Here is a 23,646-nt window from a genome sequence, read left to right as displayed (position 1 = left end):
GTGTCAGTCGCAAAATGTGGTGACTGACCCACCGATATCGGGAGCAAGCCCCCTCCCACATTTGCTTCAGTCGATGCCGACAAACCCCCCGGTCTGGTGTTGCCACAACCGTGCATACAACCCGCCATGGGCCAGCAGTTCGGCATGGCTGCCCGTCTCGGCAATCTGGCCTTTCTCCAGCACCACCAGGCGGTCCATCCGTGCGATGGTCGACAACCGGTGCGCAATCGCAATCACCGTCTTGCCTTGCATCAGGGTCTCCAGGCTTTCCTGGATCGCCGCTTCCACTTCCGAATCCAGCGCCGAGGTGGCTTCGTCCATGATCAGGATCGGCGCATCCTTGAGCAGTACACGGGCAATGGCGATACGTTGACGCTGCCCACCGGAGAGTTTCACCCCGCGTTCGCCGACGTGGGCATCCAGCCCGGCACGGCCTTCCGAGTCCGACAGCAGCGGGATGAACTCATCGGCACGCGCCTTGTGCACGGCGGCCCAGAGTTCTTCGTCGGTGGCGTCCGGCTTGCCGTACAGCAGGTTGTCGCGGATCGAACGGTGCAGCAGCGAGGTGTCCTGGGTGATCATGCCGATCTGTTCGCGCAGGGTTTCCTGGGCCACTTCGGCGATGTTCTGGCCGTCGATCAGGATGCGCCCGCCTTGCAGGTCGTAGAGGCGCAGCAGCAGGTTGACCAGGGTCGACTTGCCCGCGCCGGACGGGCCGATCAGGCCGATTTTTTCCCCGGCCTTGATCTCAAGGTTCAGGCCGCCAATGATCCCGCTCTGCTTGCCGTAGTGGAAATCCACGTGCTCGAAGCGGACTTCGCCACGGGGCACGCTTAAACGCGGGGCGTTGTCGCGATCAATCACGGCCAGGGGTTGGGCGATGGTTTTCAGGCCGTCCTGCACCATGCCGATATTTTCGAAGATGCCGTTGACCACCCACATGATCCAGCCGGACATGTTGACGATGCGAATCACCAGGCCAGTGGCCAGGGCGATGGCGCCCACGGAAATCAGCGACTGGGTCCACAACCACAGGGCAAGGCCGGTGGTGGTGACGATCAGCAGGCCGTTCATGCTGGTGATTGCGATGTCCATGCTGGTCACCACACGGCTGGCCAGCTGGGTTTTTTCGGTCTGCTCGATGATCGCTTCCTTGGCGTACTGCTGCTCGTATTGGGTGTGTGCGAACAGCTTCAAGGTGGTGATGTTGGTGTAGCCGTCGACGATGCGGCCCATCAGTTTGGAGCGTGCCTCCGACGAGATCACCGAGCGTTCTTTCACGCGCGGCACGAAGTAGCGCAGCGCCAGGCTGTAGCAAACGATCCAGGTCACGAGTGGGATCATCAGGCGCCAGTCGGCCTCGGCAAACAGCACCAGGGAGCTGATGGCGTAGATCGCCACGTGCCAGATAGCGTCCACCGCCGCCACGGCGGAGTCGCGCAGGGAGTTGCCGGTTTGCATGATGCGCTGGGCGATACGCCCGGCGAAGTCATTCTGGAAGAAGTTGAGGCTCTGCTTGAGCACGTAGCTGTGGTTCTGCCAGCGGATCAGGCTGGTCATGCCGGGGCTGATGGTCTGGTGCACCAGCAGGTCGTGCAAGGCGCCGAAGATCGGGCGCAGCAGCAGGGCGACCACGGCCATCCAGATCAGCTCGGTGCTGTGGAGCTGGAAGAAGTTGGCGGGTGGCGTGCCCTGGGCCAGGTCGATGATACGGCTCAGGTAGCTGAACAGCGCGACTTCAATCAGCGCACCGATCAGGCCCACCACCAGCAAGGCGGCGAAGTGCGGCCACACCTGGCGCAGGTAGTAGAGGTAGAAGGGCAGGACTTTGTCGGGAGGGGCGGCGCTGGGGGCGTCGCGGAAAATATCGATCAGTTGTTCAAAACGACGATAGAGCATTAGGGTTGACGCCCGCCTGGCGGGCTCTCCTTTCAAATGCGCGCGCGGCCTTGTGGGCTGCGCGCGGAGCTACCTGCAGACCTCAGTCGATGCGCTTGGCCGACTTGATCAGGACAGGATCGATAGGCACGTTCTGCATGCCTTGCTTGGTGGTGGTCTGGGAGTTGACGATGATGTCGACCACATCCATGCCCTTGACCACCTTGGCGAACACGGCATAACCGGCATCGCGACCCGGGTCGAGGAAGGCGTTGTCAGCCACGTTGATGAAGAACTGGCTGGTGGCCGAGTCCGGGTTCGAGGTGCGGGCCATCGACAGGGTGCCACGCACGTTATGCAGGCCGTTGCTGGCTTCGTTCTTGATCGGCGCTTCGGTCGGCTTTTGCGACATCTGCTGGGTGAACCCGCCACCCTGGACCATGAAGCCCGGGATCACGCGGTGGAAGATCGTGTTGGTGTAGAAGCCTTTGTCGACATAGGCGAGGAAATTCTTGGTACTGATCGGCGCCTTGACCGGGTCCAGTTCGATTTCAATGTCGCCGTTGGTGGTGGAGATCAATACGTGTGGCGCCTTGGAAGGCTCGGCGGCCATCAGGTTGGCAGCGAACAGAACGGAACCGGCAAAAAAGGCGATTTTTTTCAGCATGGGTCAGTGATCCTGGGTAGTGGTTTCGACTGTCTCTAGAAAATCGAGCAGGGTGGTATTAAAGACTTCGGGTTGGTCCAAGGGCGTGGCATGGCGGGAATCCTCGATCACCACCAGTCGCGCATCGGGCAGCAGTTTTACATAGTTTTCTTTCTGGGCCACGGGGGTGTAGTCGTGGTCGGCGCTGATGACCAGGGTTGGACAGGTAATCCTCGAAAGTCGTTCCTGTACGCCCCAGCCCACAATCGCATCGAAGCTGGCGAGATAAGCACGTTTGTCGTTTTTTGCCCAGCGTTCGGCCATCTTGCGGCGCAGGTCGGCCTGCTCAGGTTTGGGGAACAGCCGGTCACCGAGGGCCTTGCCGATGGTGGCCAGGCTGAGGGTGCGGGCCAGGGTCCATCGCTTGGCCCACTGCCAGTAATCGTCGGCACTGCGCACCTTCACCTGCGGCGCGCTGTTGACGATGCACAGGCTCTTGACCCGGCCGGGTTCGTCCACCGCCAGCTGGAACGCGATCATGCCGCCCATGGACAAACCCACCACATGGGCGGGCAGCAGGTCCAGGTGCTCGATCAGGGCGATCAGGTCGTAGGTGAACCCTTCGATGCTGTAGCGCTCCCGAGGCTTGTCGGAGCGCCCATGGCCGCGCACATCCACCACGATCAGGCGGTAGTGGCGGGCCAGCACCGGCACCTGCAATTCCCAATCCTGGCTGCTGGAGCCCAGGCCGTGGATCAGGATCAGCGGCGTGCCGTGGCCGTATTCCTCATAGTGCAGGCTGCAGCCTTCATGGTCGAACCAGGCCATGCATGAACTCCGTTTCAGGCTTGCCGGGGGGCGGCGAAAGGCGCGTCCAGAGGGGCGGTGTCAAAGGTGCGCAGCAGCTCCACGAGGATCTGCGTCGCCGGCCCCAAGGGTTTGTCCTTGTTTGAATACAGGTAGAACGTGGGGTGGCGGCTGCCGCCCTGTTCCAAGGGTAGCTGCTTGAGCACGCCTTCGGCGAGTTCACGCTCGATCATGTGCCGTGGCAGCCAGGCAAAACCCAGGCCGCTGCCGACAAACGCGGCGGCGGTGGCCAGGCTGCCGACGGTCCAGCGTTGTTCGGCGCCGAGCCAGCCCACATCCCGGGGTTGCTGGCGACCGGAGTCGCGGATCACCACCTGCATCTGGCTTTCCAGGTCCTGGAAGCTCAGTTCGCGGTTCATGCGGTGCAAGGCGTGCTCGGGGTGGGCCACGGCGACGAACTCCACGTCGCTCATTTCGGTGCCCAGGTAGCCGGGGATGCTGAAGCCGCAAATCGCCAGGTCGGCCACGCCTTCCATCAACAGCTCTTCGACGCCGGACAGCACCTCTTCACGCAAACGCACCCGGCAGCCACGGCTCTGCGGCATGAACGCGGTGAGTGCGCGTACCAGGCGCGCGTTGGGGTAGGCCGCATCGACGACCAGCCGCACTTCGGCTTCCCAGCCCTGTTCCATATGGTGGGCGAGGTCTTCCAGCTGGCTGGCGTTTTTCACCAGTTGCCGGGAGCGGCGCAGCAGCACTTCACCGGCGTCGGTGAGTACCGCCTTGCGCCCGTCGATGCGCAGCAGCGGCACGCCGAGTTGGTCTTGCATACGGGCCACGGTGTAGCTCACCGAAGACTGCGAACGGTGCAGCGCTTCCGCTGCCTGGGCGAAGCCGCCGTGGTCGACGACGGCTTGCAGCGTGCGCCATTGATCGAGGGTAACGCGGGGCGCTTTCAAGATGTGTTCCTCTTGTCCTAAGCTGGCGGTCCCTATTGGAGACTGCCGAATGAGAAAATTCTGTTGTGTGTTGCTGACGCTGCTGCCGATGAGCGCGTTTGCCTACCCCATCGACGTGACGAAAAAGATCGACGGCGTGAGCATCGATTACACCGCCTCCGACGTGGACGGCGATATCAGCTCGATCCAGCTGAATAACTACGGCACCCAGGACGCCGTGTGTTCGGTAACGTTCACCAACGGCCCGGAGTCGCCGCGTCGTCGCACGGTTACGGTGCCGGCGGGGAAAAGCACCAACACCACGGTCAAGTTCAACCGCGCCATTATCAAGATGCGTATCGCGTTGGCCTGCGCGCCGAAATAACACACCAGCGGAGCATGCCCATCGCGATACTCCGCTTATAAACAAATTTATAGATGGGTTATAGCAGTTTTTTGCGCTTTTTTATCGAATTGGCTCTGTCTAATCTCCACTCCATCGACTTACAGCAATTACAGATGGAGCCTACGAAGCCATGTCCAATGTCCTGATCATCGAAAGCAGCGCCCGCCAGCAGGATTCGATCTCCCGTCAACTGACCCAGCAGTTCATCAGCCAATGGCAGGCCGCCCACCCGATGGACCGGATCACGGTACGTGACGTGGCGCTCAACCCGGTTCCGCACCTGGACGCCAACCTGCTCGGCGGCTGGATGAAACCGGCGGATCAGCGCAACGGTAGCGAACAGGCTTCCCTCGACCGCTCCAACGAGTTGACCGACGAACTGCTGGCCGCCGACGTGCTGGTGATGGCCGCACCGATGTACAACTTCGCCATCCCCAGCACCCTCAAGGCCTGGCTGGATCACGTGTTGCGGGCGGGTGTGACCTTCAAGTACACCCCCACCGGGCCGCAAGGTTTGTTGACCGGCAAGCGTGCCATTGTGTTGACCGCCCGGGGTGGCATCCACACCGGCGCCAGTTCCGATCACCAGGAACCGTACCTGCGCCAGGTCATGGCCTTTATCGGCATCCACGACGTCACTTTCATTCACGCCGAAGGGGTGAACCTGAGCGGGGACTTCCAGGAAAAGGGCATCAACCACGCCAAGGCCCAGCTGGTACAGCTCGTGGCATGAGGTGGTTGATCTTTTAATCGTCAGATAATCGCGCGGTGTTTATATCGCTCCACGCAAACCCTTCAAGTACGCGTACGAACCTCCCTTTGCACTTGTTGCTCCTGAGTGCTCCTGCCCGACTGCCGCTTTAGCGAGGTCGGGTTTTTTTTGCCCCGAGTTCCTTCAATCGTCGAAAACCTTTAATGTCCCGCCCATTCGATGCGAGGCGCACATGGGCTATCTACTGGTTGTCACCCTGATTCAGGCATTTTCCTTCAGCTTGATCGGCGAATACCTTGCCGGTCACGTCGACAGCTACTTCGCGGTGCTGGTGCGTGTGGTACTGGCCGGGCTGGTCTTTATCCCGCTGACTCGCTGGCGTTCGGTGGAACCTGCCTTTATGCGCGGCCTGCTGGTGATCGGCGCGCTGCAGTTTGGCGTGACCTATGTGTGCCTGTACCTGAGCTTTCGTGTGCTCACGGTGCCAGAGGTGCTGCTGTTCACCATCCTCACGCCGTTGCACGTGACCCTGATCGAAGACGCCCTCAACCGACGCTTCAACCCGTGGGCACTGGTTGCTGCCCTGGTGGCAGTGGCGGGGGCGGCGGTGATTCGCTTCGACCAGATCACCCCGCACTTCCTGATGGGCTTCCTGCTGCTGCAGCTGGCTAATTTCACCTACGCCGCCGGGCAAGTGATGTACAAGCACCTGGTGGCACGCTACCCGAGTGACCTGCCGCACTACCGGCGCTTCGGTTATTTCTACCTCGGCGCGTTGCTGGTGGTGCTGCCGGCGTTCTTGCTGTTCGGCAAGGCCAACTTCCTGCCCGAAGCGCCGCTGCAGTGGGGCGTGCTGGTGTTCCTCGGGCTGGTCAGCACTGCCTTGGGAATGTATTGGTGGAACAAGGGCGCCTGCCTGGTGCATGGCGGCACGCTGGCGGTGATGAACAACCTGCATGTGCCAGTGGGGTTGTTGCTGAACCTGCTGATCTGGAACCAGCACGAGCCGCTGGGTCGCCTGGCCTTGGGTGGCCTGGTGATCCTGGGGGCGGTGTGGATCAGTCGATTGGGCGTAAAGCCCGCGCCTGGCGTACAGTCTGCGACGTGATCGGTCGAGGGCAAGCGTGAGCGGCAATGAAAGTCTGCTATCGAAAAGAACGGTGTGGGGGCGGCAGAGTGGACAAGATTGATGAACTGATCATTGCAGCCTTGAAGGATGACTCCCGAGTCAGCCTGGCGCAATTGGCACGGCAAGTTCACAAGTCTCGAACCGCAGTGGAGTCGCGCGTTCAAAAGCTGATTGAAAAAGGCATCATCCTGGGCTTCACCATCAACGTCGCCGAGGGCGATGAGACCCTGCAAGCGGCGTTCTTGATGCTGACGCTCAATGGCAGCAACTGCCATCTGGTGTTTCCGAAGATCCAGCAGTTCAGCCAGGTGGTGCATGCCTATTCCCTGTTTGGCGACGTGGACATGATGCTCGACGTTCGGTACAGGAGCTTTGAAGAGCTGATGGTCTTCAAGGACAGCCTGCTGAAGATCGAGCATGTGAAGGAAGTGGTGGTCAACCCGGTGCTGAAGGCCTGGCGCTAGGCGCCGGCCACTCCTTCATGTGCTGGCTTCAGGCGTGGTCGCGCACGGTTTCAAGAAAATGATGGCTCAGGTTCGGCATTTTCTGGCGCAGGGTGTCCACGAGTTCTTCGATGACCGCCTGGTTGAATTGGAACGATGTGTCGTCGTGCCCCAGGATCACCACCAACAACCTCGACGAGTCTTTTGTCAGCCGGAAGTCGTGGGCATCGGCATCCACCTTGCCGATGCTCGCCAACGGCACATCACCGCAGGTATAGACGATATCGCCGACGGGAATGGTGATGGCCTTCTTGGCGAACAGGGGGCGTAGCACCCTCGGCTTTTCCGACCGCATCACGTAGATGTCATCCTTCTGATGATAGGTGTGCACGCCGATACTGACCCCATGTCGGATCGCGACCGCGTTATAGGCGTCGACGATGTTGTTGATGGGGTACACGCCTTTGGCGATGAAGCGGCGCAGCAGCTTTTCGTTGGCACTCACGGTATTTTCGTAGCCGAGTTTCTTGAGCTGTTTGGCAAACCCTTCGTACACGACGTTCGAGTCCAGCTCGTTAAGGCGCGAGGCCACGTGGTTCAGGTTACTTTGCAGTACCCCGACGAAGCTCTGGTCATCGGAGACGGTGATGTCTTCGATCACGGCGGCGCACGCATTATTGATGCCCAGCTCACAGGCTGACTTTCTGATGATCAAGCGACTTTTCATAACCTTAGCCCCACAGTTTTTTTCGCAGGTTGGCGGTACTGGCGTCCAGTTGCTGCGCCGAAGGACTTTGCAGCCAGAACAGCCCCGGACAGGTGGCGAAGTCGATCGTGACCGGCGTGGTATCGCCGGCGCCGATGAAATAACGGTGCCCGCAATAGGCCTCGTCCGCCTGGGCGCTTTGTATGGCCTGGGGGGAGGGCGGAGCGAAGGCATGGCGTTCATCGGAGCAGAAGAAACCGATCCGGCCATGGCTGATCTGGCTGACCGCATCGGCCTGGGGGCGTGGGTGGCCGAGGTAGCTGTCGATCGACAGTGACAGCAAGTCGGGGTGATACACCTGCTGGAACAGCAGGGGCGCGATGCCGCCGTGCAAGCGACCGCCGGCCTCGATCATCACCGGCCCGTCCTCAGACCAGATGATTTCCATGTGAATCGGCCCGACCCGCACGCCCAGGGCCGCTGCCGCCTGGCGCGCGTAGTCGGTCAGCGGTTGCAGTTCTGCCGCCTGCGGGTCGAGGGTGTCGAGGCTTTCGTAGACAAACATGCTGCCGTTCTTCTGGATCTTGGTGTACTTGCAGACGCTGGCAACGATGTAGGTGCCGTCAAAGGCGACCATATCCACCACGTACTCCGGTCCCGCTATGAACGACTGCACGATAAAACCGAGGTTGACTTCGCCCAGGTCGTTTTTCTGCTGCCAGGCCGCGTTTTGCAAGGCGGTCTCCACTTCGCCCTTGCCTTGGGCAAACACCACGCCTTCGGTGGCGGCCGAGTTCAGCGGCTTGACCACATAGGTGGCGGAGTCGTCGAGTTTGGCCAGCACTTCGCCGATGCGCCTCGGTGAGCTCAGCAGGTGCGAATCGATGTGGGCCAACTGGTATTTTTTCAGCGCCTGCTGCATGGAGAACTTGTTACGTCGCAGGTCGCTGGTGATACGGCTGTTGCCCGGGATGTCGAGCAGCTCCGTCAGGTAATCCGTGAGGTAGATCGCGGTCTCGCAACCGGCGATCACGGCGCTCGGTGACAAGGCTTCCAAGGTGATCAACAGGCTCTCTTCCCAGGCATACACCTCATGGAAGTTCTCGGTGATCAGGTCGTTGGTGAAGTGTTCAGGCAAGGCGCGCGTGGAGATCACGGCGATGCACCGTATGCCCTGTGCGTTGAGCAAGGGCGCGTAGAGTTTGCCCGTGGAGAACGGGTCAACGATGAGTACGGTTTTCACGTCGTGCATTCCTTATTCCGTGGTGGCGGTGGGCGCGGCGGCCGGGGTCAGGTTCCACGCCAGTACGGCGGTGGCCAACAGGCCGGCGGAGACGATCATCAACAGGCGGGCGCCTTCGAGTCCGAGAAATCCCGAGGTGGTGAAGAACGTCAGGATCATCGGTGCCGAGCCACTGACCAGCAGGTAGTAGAGTGAGCTCTTGGCCGCGATCACATCGGCTACCCGGGCGTTGGGCGCCGACTCGATCAGGGTTTTACGCAACTGGATCCGCAGGCTGTTGATGCAAAAACCCAGCAGGAAGGCTGCAGCCATCATCACGTAGAGGTTCTGGAAGTAGACGATTGCCACGTCCGCCAGTATCACCAGCGAGATGGCCCCGTAGCTGTTGAGCTTGATGCGCGGCAACACCGCGGCGCTGAAGGCGCCCAGGCCGGCCAGGCCACTGGCGACGCCGAACAGGGTGGCATTCCATTCATTGAGCTTTTGAAAAACGATGGGCACCAGGCTGTTGAACGCGCCGATATGGAAACCGATCATGCTCAACACGATGATCAGGATGTAGAGGTTGCGCGGCAGGTCCAGCGGCCGCGCAGTGGAGGGCCCTGTGGCCTGTTCGCCGGTGTGTTCGTTGGGGGTGTCGGCCACCAGGAGGATCGCCGCGAGCGAGAGGATCGCCGCCAGGCTGATGATCTGCAGCGTCTGGTTGACCGAGAACACATCCACGATCAATCCGCCCAGCAGCGCACCGCCGAAGGCACCGATTTGGATGGAGGTTTGCATCAACCGCGCGCAGGTATCGCTGTCGGTGAGGCCGGCCAGCACCAGCTTGGTATTTTTCGATTCCAGGGTGCTGATGGTGAAGTAGTCGGTGACGCCCACCACGAACGCGATGGCCAGGAAGCCGATCGGCAGCAAGGCGGCCTGGGTAAACGACAGCCCCAGTACTGCGGCGAAGGCCGCCAGGCGAATGTACAGCAGGCGTTTCAGGCTGAGTTCAATGGTAAAGAACTTGCCGATGTACTGTTCGCACAAATAGGGCACCACGGTGGCCACGCACAAGGTGGCGCCGACCAGGAATGTCGAACCGGTGGTCTCCAGGCCGAACCAGACCATCGCGATGACAATCGCCATGTCGAGGCCGGTGAACAGGGTCACGATTGAATAGAACGCGGTCAATGTCGATTTAGTATTCATGGGCTTCATCAGTCGTAACGGGAGATTTTAAGCAGCGGCACACAGCGCTCGGTGTCGCCGACGACGGTGGTGATCTGGTTCCTTACGCGCACCGTGGGCAGTGCTTTCTTTTCCAGGTTGCAGACCTTGTAGGCGTTGTCGTGCCAGGGGCAGATCACGCTTTGGCCGTCACCTGTCACTTCGCCCATGTGCAGCGGGCCGCCGCGATGGGGGCACGAGGTGGGCAGCAATTGCGTCGAATAGGCGTGACGCTTGAGAAAATAGGTTCTTTCCTCCACGGCCACATAGTTGGCGTGGGTGATATTCAGGCTGATGGCTTTCATTGGGTTGCCCACTCAGATGGCGGTGACGGTGTACGTGCAGGACGGGCTGGTGATGCGGGTGCCGTGCAGCATTCCCTTGGGAATCACCACGCCTTCGCCGGCCTTGAGGTGCACCGTCAGTTCGGGGCTGGCGACGAACTCCAGCTCGCCTGATTCGACCCAGAACAGTTCGTCATTCGGGTGGGTATGCAGCACCGACAGCTCGTGTTCGGTCTCGGTAATCCTCAGGTCCACGGGTTTTTGGCCCTGGAGCGCCGCTGCCTGCGCGCGATGCTCTTCGAACGCGTCATGCCAGTTGATATGGGCATACAACTCTTCGTCGGCGATGTCCTGAAGCAGCCTGAACTCTTCAAAGCCGCGAATAAGGTCGGGGATGATCTTGGTGCCGAACTGCTTGATCATGGGAATGATCAGGCGCTGGAGGGCCATTCTTCCGTGGTGCACATCGATGTGGGCATGCTCATCGAAATAGTCCGTGGAGACGCTGCCGTTGAAGATGGTCTTGATCGCGCGTGACTGGTGCTTGGTGGTCAGCGCCAACGTGGCTTCGGTGTAGTACATGGCGCCGATATAGCGGAACAGCTCGCCATGGTTGGCCGATACATAGTGGAAGTAGTTGGTGAGCGACAGCGACGCCGGCGTATAGAACTGCCAGTAGTGGTGCACGTGATGGGACATGCCCATGTCCTGGAGCATGTCTTCAAAAATGGTGCTGTGCTTCTTTTTGTCTACGCCGTAGCCATACTCGTCGATCAGGATCTTGAACAATTCGCTGGTGTACACGCCGCTGTTACCCAGTACGTTGCGGGCCATGGCCGATGCTTCACTGAGGAAGTCTCCCGCACATTGCGTCATGAAAAACCTGGCGGCTCGCTCGGGGTGGCGGCTGGTGGTCAGCACTTCATGGAGTTTGGACTCGGACTGGGCGACGTCATCCAAGACTTTATCAGTGTGGGCGATAAAAGAGTCCAGGCACCAAGGGCCGTTGATATGCACTTCTTCCTTGAGCCAGTTGTACAAGTAGTGTTCCAGCAACGGGCGGATCTTTTTGCCACTGGCTGCGTGCTGCGGATCATAGAAACGCTTGAACGCCTTGAAGTCGAGTTCCAATGGCGGCTTGGGCAAGAAGACCAAGTCTTGTTCGTAGATATTCAATAACAACCGCTGTGCCAATAGATGCTGGCTGTTTGAAAGCTGGTCGCTGGTCAGGCAGGTGGTAATGATTGAATCGGTGACGTCCTGCGGCCGCGAAGGGCGCTGGTAGGGGTTTTGGGTATAAAAGTCGTGGGGTTGAGCAAAGGCGCCAGCGCCACAATAGTGGGTCAATGCTTCGGCATTCGAACTTAATACAAAGTCTGCTGCATTATCGGAAAGCTGAGTTGTCCATAACATGAGGGTGGCCTTTTGCTGGCGTTGTTTGATTACCAGATGCTAAGGCGTTGGTTTTTTTAAAAACAGATTAGAAATAGTGCGCGCAAGTAGTGAAATTCACTAAAGGCGTAGGAGAAATTTTCTTTATGGGGTGGGCCCGTTGAATAAACGGCAGCAGCGGCTATACATAGATGCCGGCTTTTATCGGTCGCGTTTAGATGAATACGCTTGCACCCATCGTCCTATATAGCGACGAGGCGCTTGCCAGCCCCTCGTCGCTATCGTTGTCACTACGCCGGGGTTTCCAAGGTTCGGGCAGTGCCTGCCAGGGCCAGTATCCCGGTGCGCAAGTCGGTGCCGCTGGGTTGCTGGTAAAGATTCAATCCGAACTCCGGCAACACGGCCAGCAGGTAGTCGAAAATATCCCCCTGGATCCGCTCGTAATCGGCCCACGCGGTGGTGCGGGTGAAGCAGTAGATCTCCAGCGGCACGCCCTCGGCGGTGGTTTGCATCTGGCGCACCATGCAGGTCATGTTCGGCTGGATGTCCGGATGGCTTTTGAGGTAGGCCAGGGCATACGCGCGGAAGGTGCCGAGGTTGGTCATGCGCCGGCGGTTCGCCGACAGTTGCGCGCTGTGGCCCTGGGCTTCGTTCCAGGCCTTGAGTTCGGCCTGCTTGCGCCCGATGTAGTCGGTGAGCAGGTGCACCTGGGTCATGCGCACTTCTTCATCGTCGCGCAAAAAACGCACGCCGCTGGCATCGATAAACAGGCTGCGCTTGATGCGTCGCCCACCCGAGGCCTGCATGCCGCGCCAGTTCTTGAACGATTCGGACATCAGGCGCCAGGTCGGGATGGAGACGATGGTCTTGTCGAAGTTCTGCACCTTGACCGTGTGCAGGGTGATGTCCACCACATCGCCGTCGGCGCCGACCTGGGGCATTTCGATCCAGTCGCCGACGCGCAGCATGTCGTTGCTGGTCAATTGCACGCTGGCGACGAACGACAACAGCGTGTCCTTGTAGACCAGCAGGATCACCGCCGACATCGCACCCAGGCCTGACAGCAGCAAGAGTGGCGAACGGTCAATCAGGGTCGCGACGATGATGATCGCGCCAAACACGTACAGCACCATCTTCGCCAACTGCACGTAGCCCTTGATCGAGCGGGTACGCGCGTGTTCGGTGCGCGCATAGATGTCCAGCAGGGCGTTGAGCAGGGCGCTCATGGCCAGCATCAGGAACAGGATGGTCAGGGCCAGCGCCACATTGCCGATAAACAGGATGGCGGTCTTGCTCAGGTCCGGCACCAGGTACAGGCCGAACTGGATCACCAGCGACGGCGTCATCTGCGCCAGGCGGTGGAAGACTTTGTTGTGCCGCAGGTCGTTGAGCCAGTGCAGCGCCGGTTGTCGGCCGAGCAATTTGACGGCGTGGAGGATGAGGTAACGCGCCACCCGTCCGAGCAGCAGGGCCACCACCAGCAACACCAGGAAACCGAGGCTGGCATGCAGCAGCGGGTGTTCGTCGAGGGTGCCCCAGAGGTCTTGGACGTTGAGCCAGAGCTGTTTGATATCCATGGATGAAACCGATTCTTCTGTAAGACAAGACGGCGCGATTAGAGCATTTAAGTGCAACAAAGTTGATGCCGCGGACAAATGCTCTGACAAAAAAGCAACTGATTAGCGCCGTTCGCGTAAAGACACTCGGTTTGGACGCCCGAAACCGGTACCCTATGCAGCTGATTTTTTGTATTTCTTCGAGGTAGCACCCGTGTTTTCCCAATTCGCCCTGCACGAACGCCTGCTCAAAGCCGTGGCCGAGCTTAAATTTGTCGAGCCTACGCCTGTGCAGGCAGCGGCCATCCCGCTCGCGCTCGAAGGGCGTGACCTGCGGGTGACGGCTCAAACCGGGAGTGGCAAGACCGCCGCTTTCGTGCTGCCGATTCTTAACCGCCTGATCGGCCCGGCCAAGGTCCGCGTCAGCATCAAGACCCTGATCCTGCTGCCGACCCGCGAACTGGCCCAGCAGACCTTGAAGGAGGTGGAGCGCTTCTCGCAGTTCACCTTCATCAAGTCCGGCCTGATCACCGGTGGCGAAGACTTCAAGGTCCAGGCCGCCATGCTGCGCAAGGTGCCGGACATTCTGATCGGCACGCCGGGCCGCATGATCGAGCAACTCAATGCGGGCAACCTTGACCTCAAGGAAGTCGAGGTGCTGGTGCTCGACGAAGCGGACCGCATGCTCGACATGGGCTTTGCCGACGACGTGCAGCGCCTGGTGGCTGAATGCGTGAACCGCCAGCAGACCATGCTGTTCTCCGCCACCACCGGTGGTTCGACCCTGCGCGAGATGGTCGCCAAGGTCCTGAACAACCCTGAGCACCTGCAGGTCAACAACGTCAGCGACCTGAACGCCACCACGCGCCAGCAGATCGTCACCGCTGACCACAACGTGCACAAGGAACAGATCCTCAACTGGTTGCTGGCCAACGAGACCTATCAGAAGGCCATCGTCTTTACCAACACCCGCGCTGCCGCCGACCGCATCTACGGCCGACTGGTGGCCCAGGACTACAAGGCGTTCGTGCTGCACGGCGAGAAAGACCAGAAGGACCGCAAACTGGCGATCGACCGCCTCAAGGCCGGCGGCGTGAAGATCCTGGTTGCCACCGACGTCGCCGCGCGCGGCCTGGACGTGGACGGCCTGGACATGGTCATCAACTTCGACATGCCCCGCAGCGGCGACGAATACGTGCACCGTATCGGCCGTACCGGGCGTGCGGGCAACGATGGCCTGGCGATCTCGCTGATCTGCCACGGCGACTGGAACCTGATGTCGAGCATCGAGCGCTACCTCAAGCAGTCGTTCGAGCGCCGCACCATCAAGGAAGTCAAAGGCACCTACACCGGGCCGAAGAAGGTCAAGGCGTCGGGCAAGGCCGTTGGCGTGAAGAAGAAAAAAACCGACGCCAAGGGCGAGAAGAAAAAGGCCGGTGCCAAGTCGCCGACCAAGCGCAAGATCGCCAACCGGCCGAAGACCGACAACCTGTCGCTGGTCAGCAAGGATGGCATGGCGCCGCTCAAGCGTCGCAAGCCAGAAGCACCCGCTGCCGAGTAAGGCGTAAGGGATGTGAAAAAACCGGACGTTGTCCGGTTTTTTTATGGCCTCAGTTTTTCGCTTTGGCCGCCGCTTCTTTCAATTCCTTGAGGCGGGCGTCGATCAACTGGCACTTGTCGGGAAACTCCGCGCTTTCAGTATCCAGGTCCATCTTCTGCAGCTCGTCGTTCATCTCCTTGGCCTTGGTCGGGTTCTGCTCGGTGAGTTTGGCCACTTCCTGGGCCAGTTGCTCGCGCTTGGCCGTGGCCTCTTCCGGGGTGCAGGCCCAGGCGGGCAGGGCGGTGAGCAACGTGGCGGCGATGGCCAGGTTCATCAGGGTTTTCATGGTCGGACCTCCTTGGCGGTGATGCTCAGTTGAGGGGGCGAACGTCTGGAAAGTTCAGAGAAATGACGCCCGTCGGTTGGTCTGAACGGCCACAGACCCACAGGGTCACTCCTACAGACGGGCTACTTTCCTTAGGCCTGCAGGAGGAATCAGGATGACGACTTACAACTGGGATCTGATCGAACGTCTGCTGCATGAAGTGCAGAACGGCGAGGGCAGCTTTGCCCCGCGCAAATACGCCGAGCAGGAAGCGGCCGAGAAGGCCACGGCGGGCGAGTCCACCGGTAACCTGGATGCGCTGAAAAAGACGGCCGCGGACTATGAAGCGCTGTTGTTCAAGCGTGGGTTTATCGAGTCGCGGCCTGAGGAAGAAGGCGGTAACGGAGAGAATTTCATTCTGACCGCCCTGGGCGCGCAGCTGTTGGCGCTGATCGACAGCTCCATCCCGGGCAATGATCATCCGCGTCAGGTGCTGGATGAGCAGGCCGATGCGTTGGATCCGGCGACCTTCGCTGAGGTGGCGTCCAAGGCGCAGATCGCCTGACCCCTCCATGCCCCGGCACCCAGGCGGTGCCGGGCACGCCGAAACTGTCGGATCGGTAATCTGCCGCTAAGGTTGCTGACAGCCGGCGACCCCTAATCTGCTGCCATTCAACTGACGGACTTGAATCGGCATGCACTCTACTACCTCCAGACGAACCTTCGTCAAAGGCCTGGCCGCCGGCGGCCTGCTCGGCGGGCTCGGGCTATGGCGCACGCCGGTATGGGCGCTGACAAGTGCGGGCGAGCCCACGGTGCTGGCGGGCAGCGAATTCGCTCTGTTTATCGAGCAGACGCCGGTCAATCTCACGGGTCAACAGCGCACCGCGTTGACCATCAATGGCAGCCTGCCCGGCCCGTTGCTGCGCTGGCGTGAGGGCGACACCGTGACCCTGCGCGTGCACAACCGCCTCAGCGAGCCGACGTCGATCCACTGGCACGGCATCTTGTTGCCGTCGACCATGGACGGCGTGCCCGGCCTGAGTTTCAAGGGCATCGAGCCGGGTGGCGTGTTTGTCTACCAGTTCAAGGTCAGACAGCATGGCACTTACTGGTACCACAGCCATTCCGGGTTCCAGGAGCAGCAGGGGGTGTACGGCCCGCTGGTCATCGAGCCGTTGGAGCCTGAGCCCTTCACCTGCCAGCGCGACTACGTGGTGATGCTCTCGGACTGGACCGACGAAGACCCCGTCGCCTTGATGAAGACCCTCAAGAAGCAGTCCGATTACTACAACCTGCATAAGCCCACCGTGGGCGATTTCGCACGGGATGTGGGCAAGCAGGGCTGGTCGGCCACCGTCTCTGACCGGCTGATGTGGGCGCAGATGAAGATGAACCCTACCGACCTCGCGGACGTCAGCGGCCAGACCTACACCTACCTGCTCAACGGCCAACCCCCCGGCCTCAACTGGACCGGGGTATTTGAGGCCGGGGAGAAAATACGCCTGCGCTTTATCAACGGTTCGGCGATGACCTATTTCGATGTGCGCATTCCGGGGCTGAAGATGACCGTCATCGCCGCCGATGGCCAGCCGGTCAAGCCGGTCAGCGTCGATGAATTCCGTATTGCGGTTGCCGAAACCTTCGATGTGCTGGTGGAGCCCACGGCAGCGGCCTACACGCTGTTTGCCCAGTCCATGGACCGCACGGGTTATGCCCGTGGCACGCTTGCCCGCCAGGCGGGGGCGACGGCACCCGTACCGGCCCTTGAGCCGCGCCCCTGGCTCACCATGGACGACATGGGCATGGGTGGGATGGATCACGGCGCCATGGCGGACATGCCGGATATGGCGGGCATGGATCACAGTGGGATGGGCGCGATGTCGATGCAGAGCCACCCGGCCAGCGAGCAGAACAACCCTTTGGTGGACATGCAGGCGATGAGCCCAGTGCCCAAGCTCGACGATCCCGGTATCGGCCTGCGCAATAACGGTCGGCGAGTGCTGACTTACGCCGACCTGCACAGCACCTTTGAGGACCCCGATGGCCGCGACCCCGCGCGCACCCTTGAATTGCACCTCACCGGGCATATGGAGAAGTTCGCCTGGTCATTCAATGGCGTGAAGTTCTCCGATGCCGAGCCCTTGCAGCTGACTTATGGCGAGCGCGTCCGGCTGGTGCTGGTCAACGACACGATGATGAGCCACCCGATTCACCTGCACGGCCTGTGGAGCGACCTGGAGGATGAAAGCGGCCAGTTCCAGGTCCGCAAGCACACCATCGACATGCCGCCGGGCTCGCGCCGCAGTTACCGGGTGACCGCCGATGCCCTGGGCCGTTGGGCCTATCACTGCCACCTGCTGTACCACATGGAAATGGGCATGTTCCGTGAAGTGCGCGTGCATGAATGAGGACGCGAGCATGAATCGTCGAGTTTTATCGGTGTGTATCGCGCTGGCCGGGTGGGCATTCGGCTCGCCGGTGCAGGCCGAGGAGTTTCAAGGCATGAGCCCGGCGGTTCCGGCGCTGACCGAAAGCCGTACGCCGATCCCGCTGCTCACCGACGCGGATCGCGCCGCCGTGTACAACGCGCCGGGCGGGCATGTGGTGCATGACAGCGGCATCAACTCAATGCTGCTGGTCAACCAGCTGGAATGGCAAGGCGGTGGTGGCGGTGGTGCGCTGAACTGGGACATCAAGGGTTGGGTCGGTGGTGACATCGACCGCCTGTGGCTGCGCAGCGAAGGCGAGCGCAGCGCCGGTCGCACTGACAGCGCCGAAGCCCAGGCGGTGTGGGGGCACGCCATCAGCCCTTGGTGGGACCTGGTTGGCGGCTTGCGCCAGGACTTCAAGCCCGGGGACAGCCAGACCTGGGCCGCGTTCGGCCTGCAGGGCATGGCGCTCTACAACTTCGAGGCCGAGGCGACGCTGTTTGTGGGCGAGTCGGGCCACACCGCGGCACGCCTGGAAGGTGACTACGACATCCTGCTGACCAACCGCCTGATCCTTCAGCCGACGGCCGAACTCAATTTTTATGCGCAGAACGATCCGCAACGCCGGGTGGGCGCAGGCCTGTCGGAAAGCGAGCTGGGCCTGCGCTTGCGCTACGAGGTGCGCCGGGAGTTGGCGCCTTACGTGGGGGTGAGTTGGAACCGCAGCTATGGGCGGACGGCGCAGTACGCTCGCGATGAAGACGAAGACATCAGCCAGCTGCGCTGGGTGGTCGGTGTGCGCCTTTGGTTTTAACCGGTTTTTTATTCCTATAACTCGCCGCCTTGAGCGGCCTGGAGCCTTGCATGTCGATGTTGAAAACCGCGTTAACGGGGGGGCGCTGTGGGTCGGATTGATGATCAGCCTGCCGGCCTCGGCCCATCCGAAACTGCTGTCATCCCTCCCTCCAGCCGGGGCCCAAGGTGCCGCGCCGGCCGTCATTGAACTGCGCTTTTCGGAGAACCTGCTGACGCAGTTTTCCGGGGCCAGGCTGACCATGACCGATATGCCCGGCATGCCCAATTCGCCGATGCCCATTAAGGCCAGTGTCGCGGCGAGCACCGACCCCAGGGTGATGCTGATCAAGCCGGCTTCTGCACTGGCTACTGGCACCTACCGGGTCGATTGGCGCGCAGTGTCATCCGACACTCACCCGATTACCGGTAACGTGGTGTTCAGCGTCCAGCCATGAGCGAACTGACCCAAGTCACACTGCGCTTTGCGCTCTATCTTGACCTGATGCTGTTGTTTGGCCTGGGGCTCTTTGGTCTTTACGGGCTCAAGGCGCCGGAGCGCGTGCTGCTGAATTTGAGGGGCCTGCTGCGGCTGACGGCTGGCCTCGGGATAGTGCTGTCGATGGCGTCGCTGTTGACGCTGACCCAGGCCATGAGTGGCGCGACGGATTGGCAGACGCTGTGGCCGCATCTGCACATGATGCTCTGGCAGACCGACCTGGGCGTGACGTGGTGGCTACGGATGGGGGCGCTGGTGGTGGCTGCGCTTGGCCCCCGCCTGCCATTGGCCACGTTGTCGGGCGCCGCCGCGTTGGTGACGCTGGCGTGGACCGGGCACGGCGTGATGCATGAAGGCACGCTGGGGGTGTGGCACATCCTCAGCGACGGCGCACATCTGTTGGCAGCGGGCGGCTGGGTCGGGGCGTTGGCGGCGTTCGGGTTGTTGTCGAGGCGCACGTCTTTGCACGACGCTTATCACGTTCGGGTGCTGGCAAGGGCGCTGAAGGGGTTCGAGCATGTGGGAGCGGGATTTGTCGCGGTGCTGATCGGCACCGGGGTGGCCAACTATCTGTTGGTGGTCGGGCTGAATCTGGACGGCCTTACCGGCGGTGTCTACGCGATCCTGTTGTGCCTGAAGCTGGGGCTGTTTGGCCTGATGCTGGGGCTGGCGGCGCTCAATCGTTTCCACCTGACGCCGCTTCTGCAACGCTCCGTGGCGGCCGGTGATTATGTCGCTGCCATGGCTGCGCTACGGCGCAGCATGGTGCTGGAGATGGGGGCCGGGGCGCTGATCCTCGCGCTGGTGGCCTGGTTGGGCACCCTGGCGCCCAATTAGGACTGCGCGCTTTTCAGGCACTTGAGCGCCTGGAAGTCACTGCGGACCTTGTCGACTTTCTGGGTGAGTTTCAGCCGTTGCGGCACGCTGCTGTCGGCCATGATGTCGATGATCAGGCTGCGCGCGGCGGCTTCGGTCTGGGCATACGCCGCGCGATACTCCGGTGTCCACAGGCTTTCGCGGTCCACCAGCAGTTGCTGGATTTTCTGCGGGAAATCGGCGCTGTGGCGTTGCTGCACGGCGTCGATGAATTGTGCCTGCCAGTGGGCTCGGTTGCCGATCCACTGCTCGTTCTGCTCGCCCAGGCTGATGGACCAGGCCATGACCCGGTTCTTCTGGCTATCGCTCAGTGGCCCCATCCACGCATCCAGACGCTTGTTCATACGCTCGGCTCGGTCCTGGATCTGCTTGGCCAGCGGCGGCTTGAGGTATTCGTCCTGGCGTTTGCGCAAGTCCTTGGCCAGGGCATCGTTCATGTCGTTGACCTGCTGGTCATCCAGTCCTTGTAACAATTCAATCGCCGACGGGGTGATTTCCCGCGCCACCTCGGCAATCGCCTGCTTGGCCTCAACCGTGCGGGTTTGCAGCGCTGCATCGGTGACCTGGTTGCTCTCGACCATTGCTTGCAGGCGGTCGAGCCAGTCGAGGTAACCCGGCAATTGGGTGTTGCAGTGCCAGGCCAGGTGGTCCTTGAGCTTGTCGTTGAACCAGCTCTTCTGCCCGGCGTTCATGTCCAGGTAGTCGTTGAGGGTCCAGGGGATGATCACGTCCAGATTGCGGTAGGCCAGGCCCACGCGGTTGCAGCCGGCGAGCACCAGGCTCAGGGTCAGAAATACCACCAGCAGTTTGAGCCGATGCAACATGGGCGTGTCCTTGCGCAGAGGGAGTCAATGCATGTGAACCCGCGGCGCACACGACAGTTCAGCCCATCAATAAAACGACCGCACCGCCTTCAGGGTCAACAGGCCATCGCATTGCGAATTGTGTCCGGAGTAGGCCGAGCAATCGCCGCCGCTGAGGCTGGAGTCGCTGTAGATCAGGTCCAGGTCGATGCCTTTCCAGGCGCGGGAGAACTGCACCGACCAGTCGCTGAAGCTGCTGATGGTGCCGCCCTCTACCGAAGCCGGCGTGCCCAGCTGATGGGTGGTGTACTTCATGCTGACGCCGATGCCGAAGGGCTGGGTACCGCCGAGGTCGGCGAACAGCGTGCTGTCCTGGCGGTCCGGGTCGTTGCTGAAGGAAGCGCCAAAACGATTGCCGAGTAGATTCAGACCGCCGTAGAACTCCTGGCTGTCGAGGGGGCTGAGCTTGGGGTAGCTGTAGTGGATCAGGCCGACTTCGTAGCCCAGGGTCTGGTCGAAAGGGTGCTTGAACCCCATGTAGGAGTCGACTTCGAGGGTGCTGGCCGAGGACAGGCCCATGTTCGGCGAAAACTGGCCGAAGTACAGGCCGCTGTCATGGCTCAGGTCCAGCCCGCCATGGAACGAGTCACTGCCCGGCGAGGTCGGCTTGACCAGGCCCTGGGCCATGCTGCGGCTGGGGGTGGTGCCCAGTTTCAGGTCGAAGTCACCCAGTTCACGCTGGAAAATCTGCGCTTCGGCGAGAGGGCTGGCCGCCAGGATACTGGCCACGAAAATGCAGCGTTTAAGCATGCTTCACTCCATGAAAAGCGAGGAGCAGTAACGGAAAAATAGGGCAGATGCCCGTGCTAGACGTGTGCAAGCATACCGGCGAATGCCAGAAGGTGAGGCCCGTTCGTCGATTTGCACGTTCTGAAGATGACGCGAGAGGGTATTTCGGGCTCTAGTCCTAGCGCCTTGAAGGCAAGACGCTTAGGGACCAGATGTGCTGCGCGGTATTACTTTTTACCCAGGCTGATCTGCTTGGACGGGCCGAAAGTCTGGCCGCTCACGCCCTTGGCAATTTGCTGGATTTCGCCACCGGACTTGAGGAAAGCAGCAATCTGGCTGTTGATCGATTCGCTGGTTTCAACGGCGGGAGCTGGCTTTGCTTTGCTGTTGGATGCTTTTACACGCATGGCGGCCACTAACCTGTAGAAAATTAACTTGGCCAGGCATCGTACAGGAAATACTTGACAATTGCTTGGTAAATATCCCCGGGGAATAAGCGCAGCGGCGGAAAACAGCCAAAGTTCATCTTTGAAATAAACCCCTAACTTACTGTTTTAACTCGAAACCACGGGCTGAGCCGGCACCGGTGGCGTGGCAAAATTCAGCCGAATGATCGGACGAGCGGGGCGGTGCCACTGGAACGCCAGGCAAACCCGCGATTTTTCAGGCGCGCGCGCGCGGCGAGGGCAACTCGGGTAGAATGCCGCCCACGTAATGAGGGTATTGGAAATGGCTTTAGTCGGGCGCTACAACAGCTTGCAAGTGGTTAAACACACTAACTTTGGTTTGTACCTCGATGGTGCGCAAGATGGCGAAATCCTCTTGCCTAATCGGTATATCCCCAAAGATATTCCCAGTGAAGATGAAGACTGGCTTAACGTTTTCATTTATCTGGACAGCGATGACAAACTTATCGCCACTACCGAAAAACCGAAAGTTCAAGTCGGCGAATTTGCCAGTTTGAAAGTCGTGGAAGTCAACAGTATTGGCGTGTTCCTCGACTGGGGGTTGCCAAAGGATCTGTTGCTGCCGTATTCGGAAGAGAAACGTCAGCTGACCGCCGGTGAATACTGCGTGGTGCATGTCTACCTCGACAAACACACCAAGCGTATTACCGCGACCGCGCGCCTCGACCGCTACCTGGACAAGACGCCGGCCAACTACGTCGTGGGCCAGGAAGTCGACCTGCTGGTTGCCGAAGCCACCGACATGGGCTTCAAGGCGATCATCAACAATAAGCACTGGGGCCTGATCCACAAGAACGAAGTGTTCAAGTTCCTGCGCCCGGGCAAGGAAGAGAAAGGCTTTATCAAAGAGATCCGCGCCGATGGCAACATCAGCCTGAGCCTGCAACCGGTCGGCCAGGAAGCGGCGTCCAGCCTCAACTCGAAGATCCTCGCCAAGTTGCGTGAAAACAACGGCAGTTTGCCGGTCAGCGACAAGAGCGACCCTGCGGTGATCAGCAACTTGTTTGGCGTGAGCAAGGGCAACTTCAAGAAAGCCATTGGTGCACTCTACAAGCAGGGCCAGATCGTGATTCACGCGGATCGCATTGAACTAAGCTGAGTGCGGTTTGCTCTTCTGTAGGAGCGAGCGTGCTCGCGAAAAAGGTCCATCCGACACCGTGATGCGCCTGGAATATTTTCGCGAGCAAACTCGCTCCTACAGAGGCTGCATCAATGTCCAAGAAGTCTGCCTTCGCCTACCTCGGCACCTTGCTTGCCTTCCTGATCCTCGACGGCCTCTGGCTTGGCGTCCTCATGGGCCCGACCTACAAATCCCTGCTGGGTCCGCTGATGCTCGATCAGCCTCGCCTGTTGCCCGCCGCGCTGTTCTATCTCCTGTATGTCCTCGGTTGCGTGGTGTTCGTGGTCTTGCCCAGTGCCAGTTGGCAGCGCGCGGCGCGACTGGGTGCATTGCTGGGCCTGGTGGCCTACGGCACCTATGACCTGAGCAACTGGGCCACGCTGCAGGGTTGGTCCGGCGGGTTAGCGGTGATGGACATGGCCTGGGGCACCTTCCTCACAGCGGCGTGCTGCACGGTCGGGTACTTGTGTGCACATCGAGTGCACCAGTGATTGTGTACAGGATTAATCTGCACCGTTGCTGAGCGCAGTCCCCGTTACTAAACCTCTATGTACCCCGTTGGAACACCGTTGCAGAGGGATTGTGTGCTATTGGCACGCATTCTGCTGACTATCTCGTATACAAACCATGCCGCCTCCCGTATGCACCCCG

Annotated in this window: 26 protein-coding genes; 12 read left to right on the top strand and 14 right to left on the bottom strand. The window is 60.6% G+C overall.

From position 1 onward, the window contains the following. Positions 1–66: 66 nt before the first annotated feature. From NIBR502773_RS07310 to NIBR502773_RS07295, 4 genes are all read right to left on the bottom strand, one after another. Positions 67–1,899 (bottom strand): ABC transporter ATP-binding protein, encoded by a 1,833-nt coding sequence (locus tag NIBR502773_RS07310; RefSeq protein ID WP_141155742.1) that lies wholly within the window; start codon positions 1,897–1,899, stop codon positions 67–69. A gap of 82 nt (positions 1,900–1,981) precedes the next feature. Beyond that, positions 1,982–2,545, bottom strand: coding sequence for a peptidylprolyl isomerase (locus NIBR502773_RS07305; RefSeq protein WP_027603757.1), 564 nt, complete (start codon positions 2,543–2,545; stop codon positions 1,982–1,984). A 3-nt stretch (positions 2,546–2,548) separates the two neighbouring features. Beyond that, positions 2,549–3,352: an alpha/beta fold hydrolase gene (locus tag NIBR502773_RS07300; RefSeq protein ID WP_141155741.1), complete on the bottom strand. Its 804-nt coding sequence runs from the start codon at positions 3,350–3,352 to the stop codon at positions 2,549–2,551. 14 nt (positions 3,353–3,366) lie between these two features. Next, a complete protein-coding gene (locus NIBR502773_RS07295) occupies positions 3,367–4,290 on the bottom strand; it encodes a LysR family transcriptional regulator (RefSeq protein ID WP_058425360.1) in 924 nt (307 codons plus the stop codon). Positions 4,291–4,339: 49 nt separating this feature from the next. On the opposite strand from NIBR502773_RS07295, the gene NIBR502773_RS07290 reads away from it, so the two are divergent. The 4 genes from NIBR502773_RS07290 (at position 4,340) to NIBR502773_RS07275 (ending at position 6,980) form a co-directional block, all read left to right on the top strand. Next, positions 4,340–4,654: a hypothetical protein gene (locus NIBR502773_RS07290; protein ID WP_027603760.1), complete on the top strand. Its 315-nt coding sequence runs from the start codon at positions 4,340–4,342 to the stop codon at positions 4,652–4,654. 151 nt (positions 4,655–4,805) lie between these two features. Further along, complete coding sequence (locus tag NIBR502773_RS07285; protein WP_065940625.1) at positions 4,806–5,408, top strand: FMN-dependent NADH-azoreductase; 603 nt, start codon at positions 4,806–4,808, stop codon at positions 5,406–5,408. Positions 5,409–5,619: 211 nt separating this feature from the next. Further along, on the top strand, positions 5,620–6,495 hold the full coding sequence (locus NIBR502773_RS07280) for a carboxylate/amino acid/amine transporter (RefSeq protein WP_141155740.1): 876 nt from the start codon (positions 5,620–5,622) through the stop codon (positions 6,493–6,495). Between the two features lie 68 nt (positions 6,496–6,563). Further along, complete coding sequence (locus tag NIBR502773_RS07275; RefSeq protein ID WP_027603763.1) at positions 6,564–6,980, top strand: Lrp/AsnC family transcriptional regulator; 417 nt, start codon at positions 6,564–6,566, stop codon at positions 6,978–6,980. A 28-nt stretch (positions 6,981–7,008) separates the two neighbouring features. On the opposite strand, the gene NIBR502773_RS07270 is transcribed toward NIBR502773_RS07275, so the two are convergent. From NIBR502773_RS07270 to NIBR502773_RS07245, 6 genes are all read right to left on the bottom strand, one after another. After that, a complete protein-coding gene (locus NIBR502773_RS07270) occupies positions 7,009–7,686 on the bottom strand; it encodes a phenylalanine--tRNA ligase beta subunit-related protein (protein WP_027603764.1) in 678 nt (225 codons plus the stop codon). 4 nt (positions 7,687–7,690) lie between these two features. Then, entirely contained in the window at positions 7,691–8,917 is a 1,227-nt protein-coding gene (locus NIBR502773_RS07265) for an ATP-grasp domain-containing protein (protein ID WP_257228208.1), read from the bottom strand. Between the two features lie 3 nt (positions 8,918–8,920). After that, positions 8,921–10,102, bottom strand: coding sequence for an MFS transporter (locus NIBR502773_RS07260; protein WP_141155738.1), 1,182 nt, complete (start codon positions 10,100–10,102; stop codon positions 8,921–8,923). 8 nt (positions 10,103–10,110) lie between these two features. Then, positions 10,111–10,425 carry a Rieske 2Fe-2S domain-containing protein gene (locus tag NIBR502773_RS07255; RefSeq protein ID WP_141155737.1) on the bottom strand — a complete coding sequence of 105 codons (315 nt, stop codon included), beginning with the start codon at positions 10,423–10,425 and terminating at the stop codon, positions 10,111–10,113. Positions 10,426–10,437: 12 nt separating this feature from the next. Continuing rightward, positions 10,438–11,817 carry an iron-containing redox enzyme family protein gene (locus NIBR502773_RS07250; RefSeq protein ID WP_065940620.1) on the bottom strand — a complete coding sequence of 460 codons (1,380 nt, stop codon included), beginning with the start codon at positions 11,815–11,817 and terminating at the stop codon, positions 10,438–10,440. Between the two features lie 269 nt (positions 11,818–12,086). Continuing rightward, complete coding sequence (locus tag NIBR502773_RS07245) at positions 12,087–13,373, bottom strand: mechanosensitive ion channel family protein (RefSeq protein ID WP_065940619.1); 1,287 nt, start codon at positions 13,371–13,373, stop codon at positions 12,087–12,089. Positions 13,374–13,566: 193 nt separating this feature from the next. On the opposite strand from NIBR502773_RS07245, the gene NIBR502773_RS07240 reads away from it, so the two are divergent. Then, the gene (locus tag NIBR502773_RS07240; RefSeq protein WP_027603770.1) at positions 13,567–14,913 is read left to right on the top strand and encodes a DEAD/DEAH box helicase; all 1,347 of its coding nucleotides are present in this window, start codon (positions 13,567–13,569) and stop codon (positions 14,911–14,913) included. Positions 14,914–14,962: 49 nt separating this feature from the next. Here the strand turns inward: NIBR502773_RS07240 and NIBR502773_RS07235 are convergent, their stop codons facing one another. Beyond that, the gene (locus NIBR502773_RS07235) at positions 14,963–15,238 is read right to left on the bottom strand and encodes a hypothetical protein (protein WP_065940618.1); all 276 of its coding nucleotides are present in this window, start codon (positions 15,236–15,238) and stop codon (positions 14,963–14,965) included. Positions 15,239–15,392: 154 nt separating this feature from the next. On the opposite strand from NIBR502773_RS07235, the gene NIBR502773_RS07230 reads away from it, so the two are divergent. The 5 genes from NIBR502773_RS07230 (at position 15,393) to copD (ending at position 19,777) form a co-directional block, all read left to right on the top strand. After that, positions 15,393–15,782, top strand: a complete 390-nt coding sequence (locus NIBR502773_RS07230; protein ID WP_017134854.1) for a hypothetical protein — start codon at positions 15,393–15,395, stop codon at positions 15,780–15,782. A gap of 130 nt (positions 15,783–15,912) precedes the next feature. Further along, positions 15,913–17,628, top strand: coding sequence for a copper resistance system multicopper oxidase (locus NIBR502773_RS07225; protein ID WP_115486721.1), 1,716 nt, complete (start codon positions 15,913–15,915; stop codon positions 17,626–17,628). A 10-nt stretch (positions 17,629–17,638) separates the two neighbouring features. After that, on the top strand, positions 17,639–18,463 hold the full coding sequence (locus tag NIBR502773_RS07220; protein WP_115486722.1) for a copper resistance protein B: 825 nt from the start codon (positions 17,639–17,641) through the stop codon (positions 18,461–18,463). A gap of 100 nt (positions 18,464–18,563) precedes the next feature. Beyond that, positions 18,564–18,899 (top strand): copper homeostasis periplasmic binding protein CopC, encoded by a 336-nt coding sequence (gene copC / locus NIBR502773_RS07215; RefSeq protein WP_141155736.1) that lies wholly within the window; start codon positions 18,564–18,566, stop codon positions 18,897–18,899. Next, a complete protein-coding gene (copD, locus tag NIBR502773_RS07210) occupies positions 18,896–19,777 on the top strand; it encodes a copper homeostasis membrane protein CopD (RefSeq protein WP_141155735.1) in 882 nt (293 codons plus the stop codon). Before copC ends, copD begins: the two co-directional genes overlap by 4 nt. Here the strand turns inward: copD and NIBR502773_RS07205 are convergent. From NIBR502773_RS07205 to NIBR502773_RS07195, 3 genes are all read right to left on the bottom strand, one after another. Then, positions 19,774–20,640 (bottom strand): DUF6279 family lipoprotein, encoded by an 867-nt coding sequence (locus NIBR502773_RS07205; RefSeq protein ID WP_141155734.1) that lies wholly within the window; start codon positions 20,638–20,640, stop codon positions 19,774–19,776. The two genes, copD and NIBR502773_RS07205, sit on opposite strands and share 4 nt — an antisense overlap. 66 nt (positions 20,641–20,706) lie before the next feature. Continuing rightward, a complete protein-coding gene (locus NIBR502773_RS07200; RefSeq protein WP_027603777.1) occupies positions 20,707–21,429 on the bottom strand; it encodes a TorF family putative porin in 723 nt (240 codons plus the stop codon). Positions 21,430–21,635: 206 nt separating this feature from the next. Further along, positions 21,636–21,815 (bottom strand): hypothetical protein, encoded by a 180-nt coding sequence (locus NIBR502773_RS07195; RefSeq protein ID WP_003193095.1) that lies wholly within the window; start codon positions 21,813–21,815, stop codon positions 21,636–21,638. A 322-nt stretch (positions 21,816–22,137) separates the two neighbouring features. Here NIBR502773_RS07195 and NIBR502773_RS07190 point away from each other — a divergent pair, with 322 nt between their 5' ends. Together NIBR502773_RS07190 and NIBR502773_RS07185 are read left to right on the top strand one after the other, a co-directional pair. Continuing rightward, the gene (locus NIBR502773_RS07190) at positions 22,138–22,974 is read left to right on the top strand and encodes a S1 RNA-binding domain-containing protein (RefSeq protein ID WP_027603778.1); all 837 of its coding nucleotides are present in this window, start codon (positions 22,138–22,140) and stop codon (positions 22,972–22,974) included. Positions 22,975–23,087: 113 nt separating this feature from the next. Then, a complete protein-coding gene (locus tag NIBR502773_RS07185) occupies positions 23,088–23,486 on the top strand; it encodes a DUF2177 family protein (RefSeq protein ID WP_141155733.1) in 399 nt (132 codons plus the stop codon). Positions 23,487–23,646: the final 160 nt, after the last annotated feature.

The sequence above is a fragment of the Pseudomonas sp. NIBRBAC000502773 genome (assembly GCF_006517195.1).
Classification (GTDB): domain Bacteria; phylum Pseudomonadota; class Gammaproteobacteria; order Pseudomonadales; family Pseudomonadaceae; genus Aquipseudomonas; species Aquipseudomonas marginalis.
The sequence above is the reverse complement of the archived record's forward strand: the minus strand, read 5'-3'. Positions and strand labels throughout refer to the sequence as shown.

Bases quoted from the DNA above. Each gene is read 5' to 3' on its own strand.
- NIBR502773_RS07310 (WP_141155742.1), bottom strand. From the start codon at position 1,899: ATGCTCTATCGTCGTTTTGAACAACTGATCGATATTTTCCGCGACGCC.
- copD (WP_141155735.1), top strand. From the start codon at position 18,896: ATGAGCGAACTGACCCAAGTCACACTGCGCTTTGCGCTCTATCTTGAC.
- NIBR502773_RS07185 (WP_141155733.1), top strand. From the start codon at position 23,088: ATGTCCAAGAAGTCTGCCTTCGCCTACCTCGGCACCTTGCTTGCCTTC.
- NIBR502773_RS07285 (WP_065940625.1), top strand. From the start codon at position 4,806: ATGTCCAATGTCCTGATCATCGAAAGCAGCGCCCGCCAGCAGGATTCG.
- NIBR502773_RS07230 (WP_017134854.1), top strand. From the start codon at position 15,393: ATGACGACTTACAACTGGGATCTGATCGAACGTCTGCTGCATGAAGTG.
- copC (WP_141155736.1), top strand. From the start codon at position 18,564: ATGATCAGCCTGCCGGCCTCGGCCCATCCGAAACTGCTGTCATCCCTC.
- NIBR502773_RS07190 (WP_027603778.1), top strand. From the start codon at position 22,138: ATGGCTTTAGTCGGGCGCTACAACAGCTTGCAAGTGGTTAAACACACT.
- NIBR502773_RS07290 (WP_027603760.1), top strand. From the start codon at position 4,340: ATGAGAAAATTCTGTTGTGTGTTGCTGACGCTGCTGCCGATGAGCGCG.
- NIBR502773_RS07260 (WP_141155738.1), bottom strand. From the start codon at position 10,102: ATGAATACTAAATCGACATTGACCGCGTTCTATTCAATCGTGACCCTG.
- NIBR502773_RS07305 (WP_027603757.1), bottom strand. From the start codon at position 2,545: ATGCTGAAAAAAATCGCCTTTTTTGCCGGTTCCGTTCTGTTCGCTGCC.
- NIBR502773_RS07250 (WP_065940620.1), bottom strand. From the start codon at position 11,817: ATGTTATGGACAACTCAGCTTTCCGATAATGCAGCAGACTTTGTATTA.
- NIBR502773_RS07300 (WP_141155741.1), bottom strand. From the start codon at position 3,352: ATGGCCTGGTTCGACCATGAAGGCTGCAGCCTGCACTATGAGGAATAC.
- NIBR502773_RS07280 (WP_141155740.1), top strand. From the start codon at position 5,620: ATGGGCTATCTACTGGTTGTCACCCTGATTCAGGCATTTTCCTTCAGC.
- NIBR502773_RS07195 (WP_003193095.1), bottom strand. From the start codon at position 21,815: ATGCGTGTAAAAGCATCCAACAGCAAAGCAAAGCCAGCTCCCGCCGTT.
- NIBR502773_RS07205 (WP_141155734.1), bottom strand. From the start codon at position 20,640: ATGTTGCATCGGCTCAAACTGCTGGTGGTATTTCTGACCCTGAGCCTG.
- NIBR502773_RS07265 (WP_257228208.1), bottom strand. From the start codon at position 8,917: ATGCACGACGTGAAAACCGTACTCATCGTTGACCCGTTCTCCACGGGC.
- NIBR502773_RS07235 (WP_065940618.1), bottom strand. From the start codon at position 15,238: ATGAAAACCCTGATGAACCTGGCCATCGCCGCCACGTTGCTCACCGCC.
- NIBR502773_RS07245 (WP_065940619.1), bottom strand. From the start codon at position 13,373: ATGGATATCAAACAGCTCTGGCTCAACGTCCAAGACCTCTGGGGCACC.
- NIBR502773_RS07220 (WP_115486722.1), top strand. From the start codon at position 17,639: ATGAATCGTCGAGTTTTATCGGTGTGTATCGCGCTGGCCGGGTGGGCA.
- NIBR502773_RS07270 (WP_027603764.1), bottom strand. From the start codon at position 7,686: ATGAAAAGTCGCTTGATCATCAGAAAGTCAGCCTGTGAGCTGGGCATC.
- NIBR502773_RS07255 (WP_141155737.1), bottom strand. From the start codon at position 10,425: ATGAAAGCCATCAGCCTGAATATCACCCACGCCAACTATGTGGCCGTG.
- NIBR502773_RS07225 (WP_115486721.1), top strand. From the start codon at position 15,913: ATGCACTCTACTACCTCCAGACGAACCTTCGTCAAAGGCCTGGCCGCC.
- NIBR502773_RS07200 (WP_027603777.1), bottom strand. From the start codon at position 21,429: ATGCTTAAACGCTGCATTTTCGTGGCCAGTATCCTGGCGGCCAGCCCT.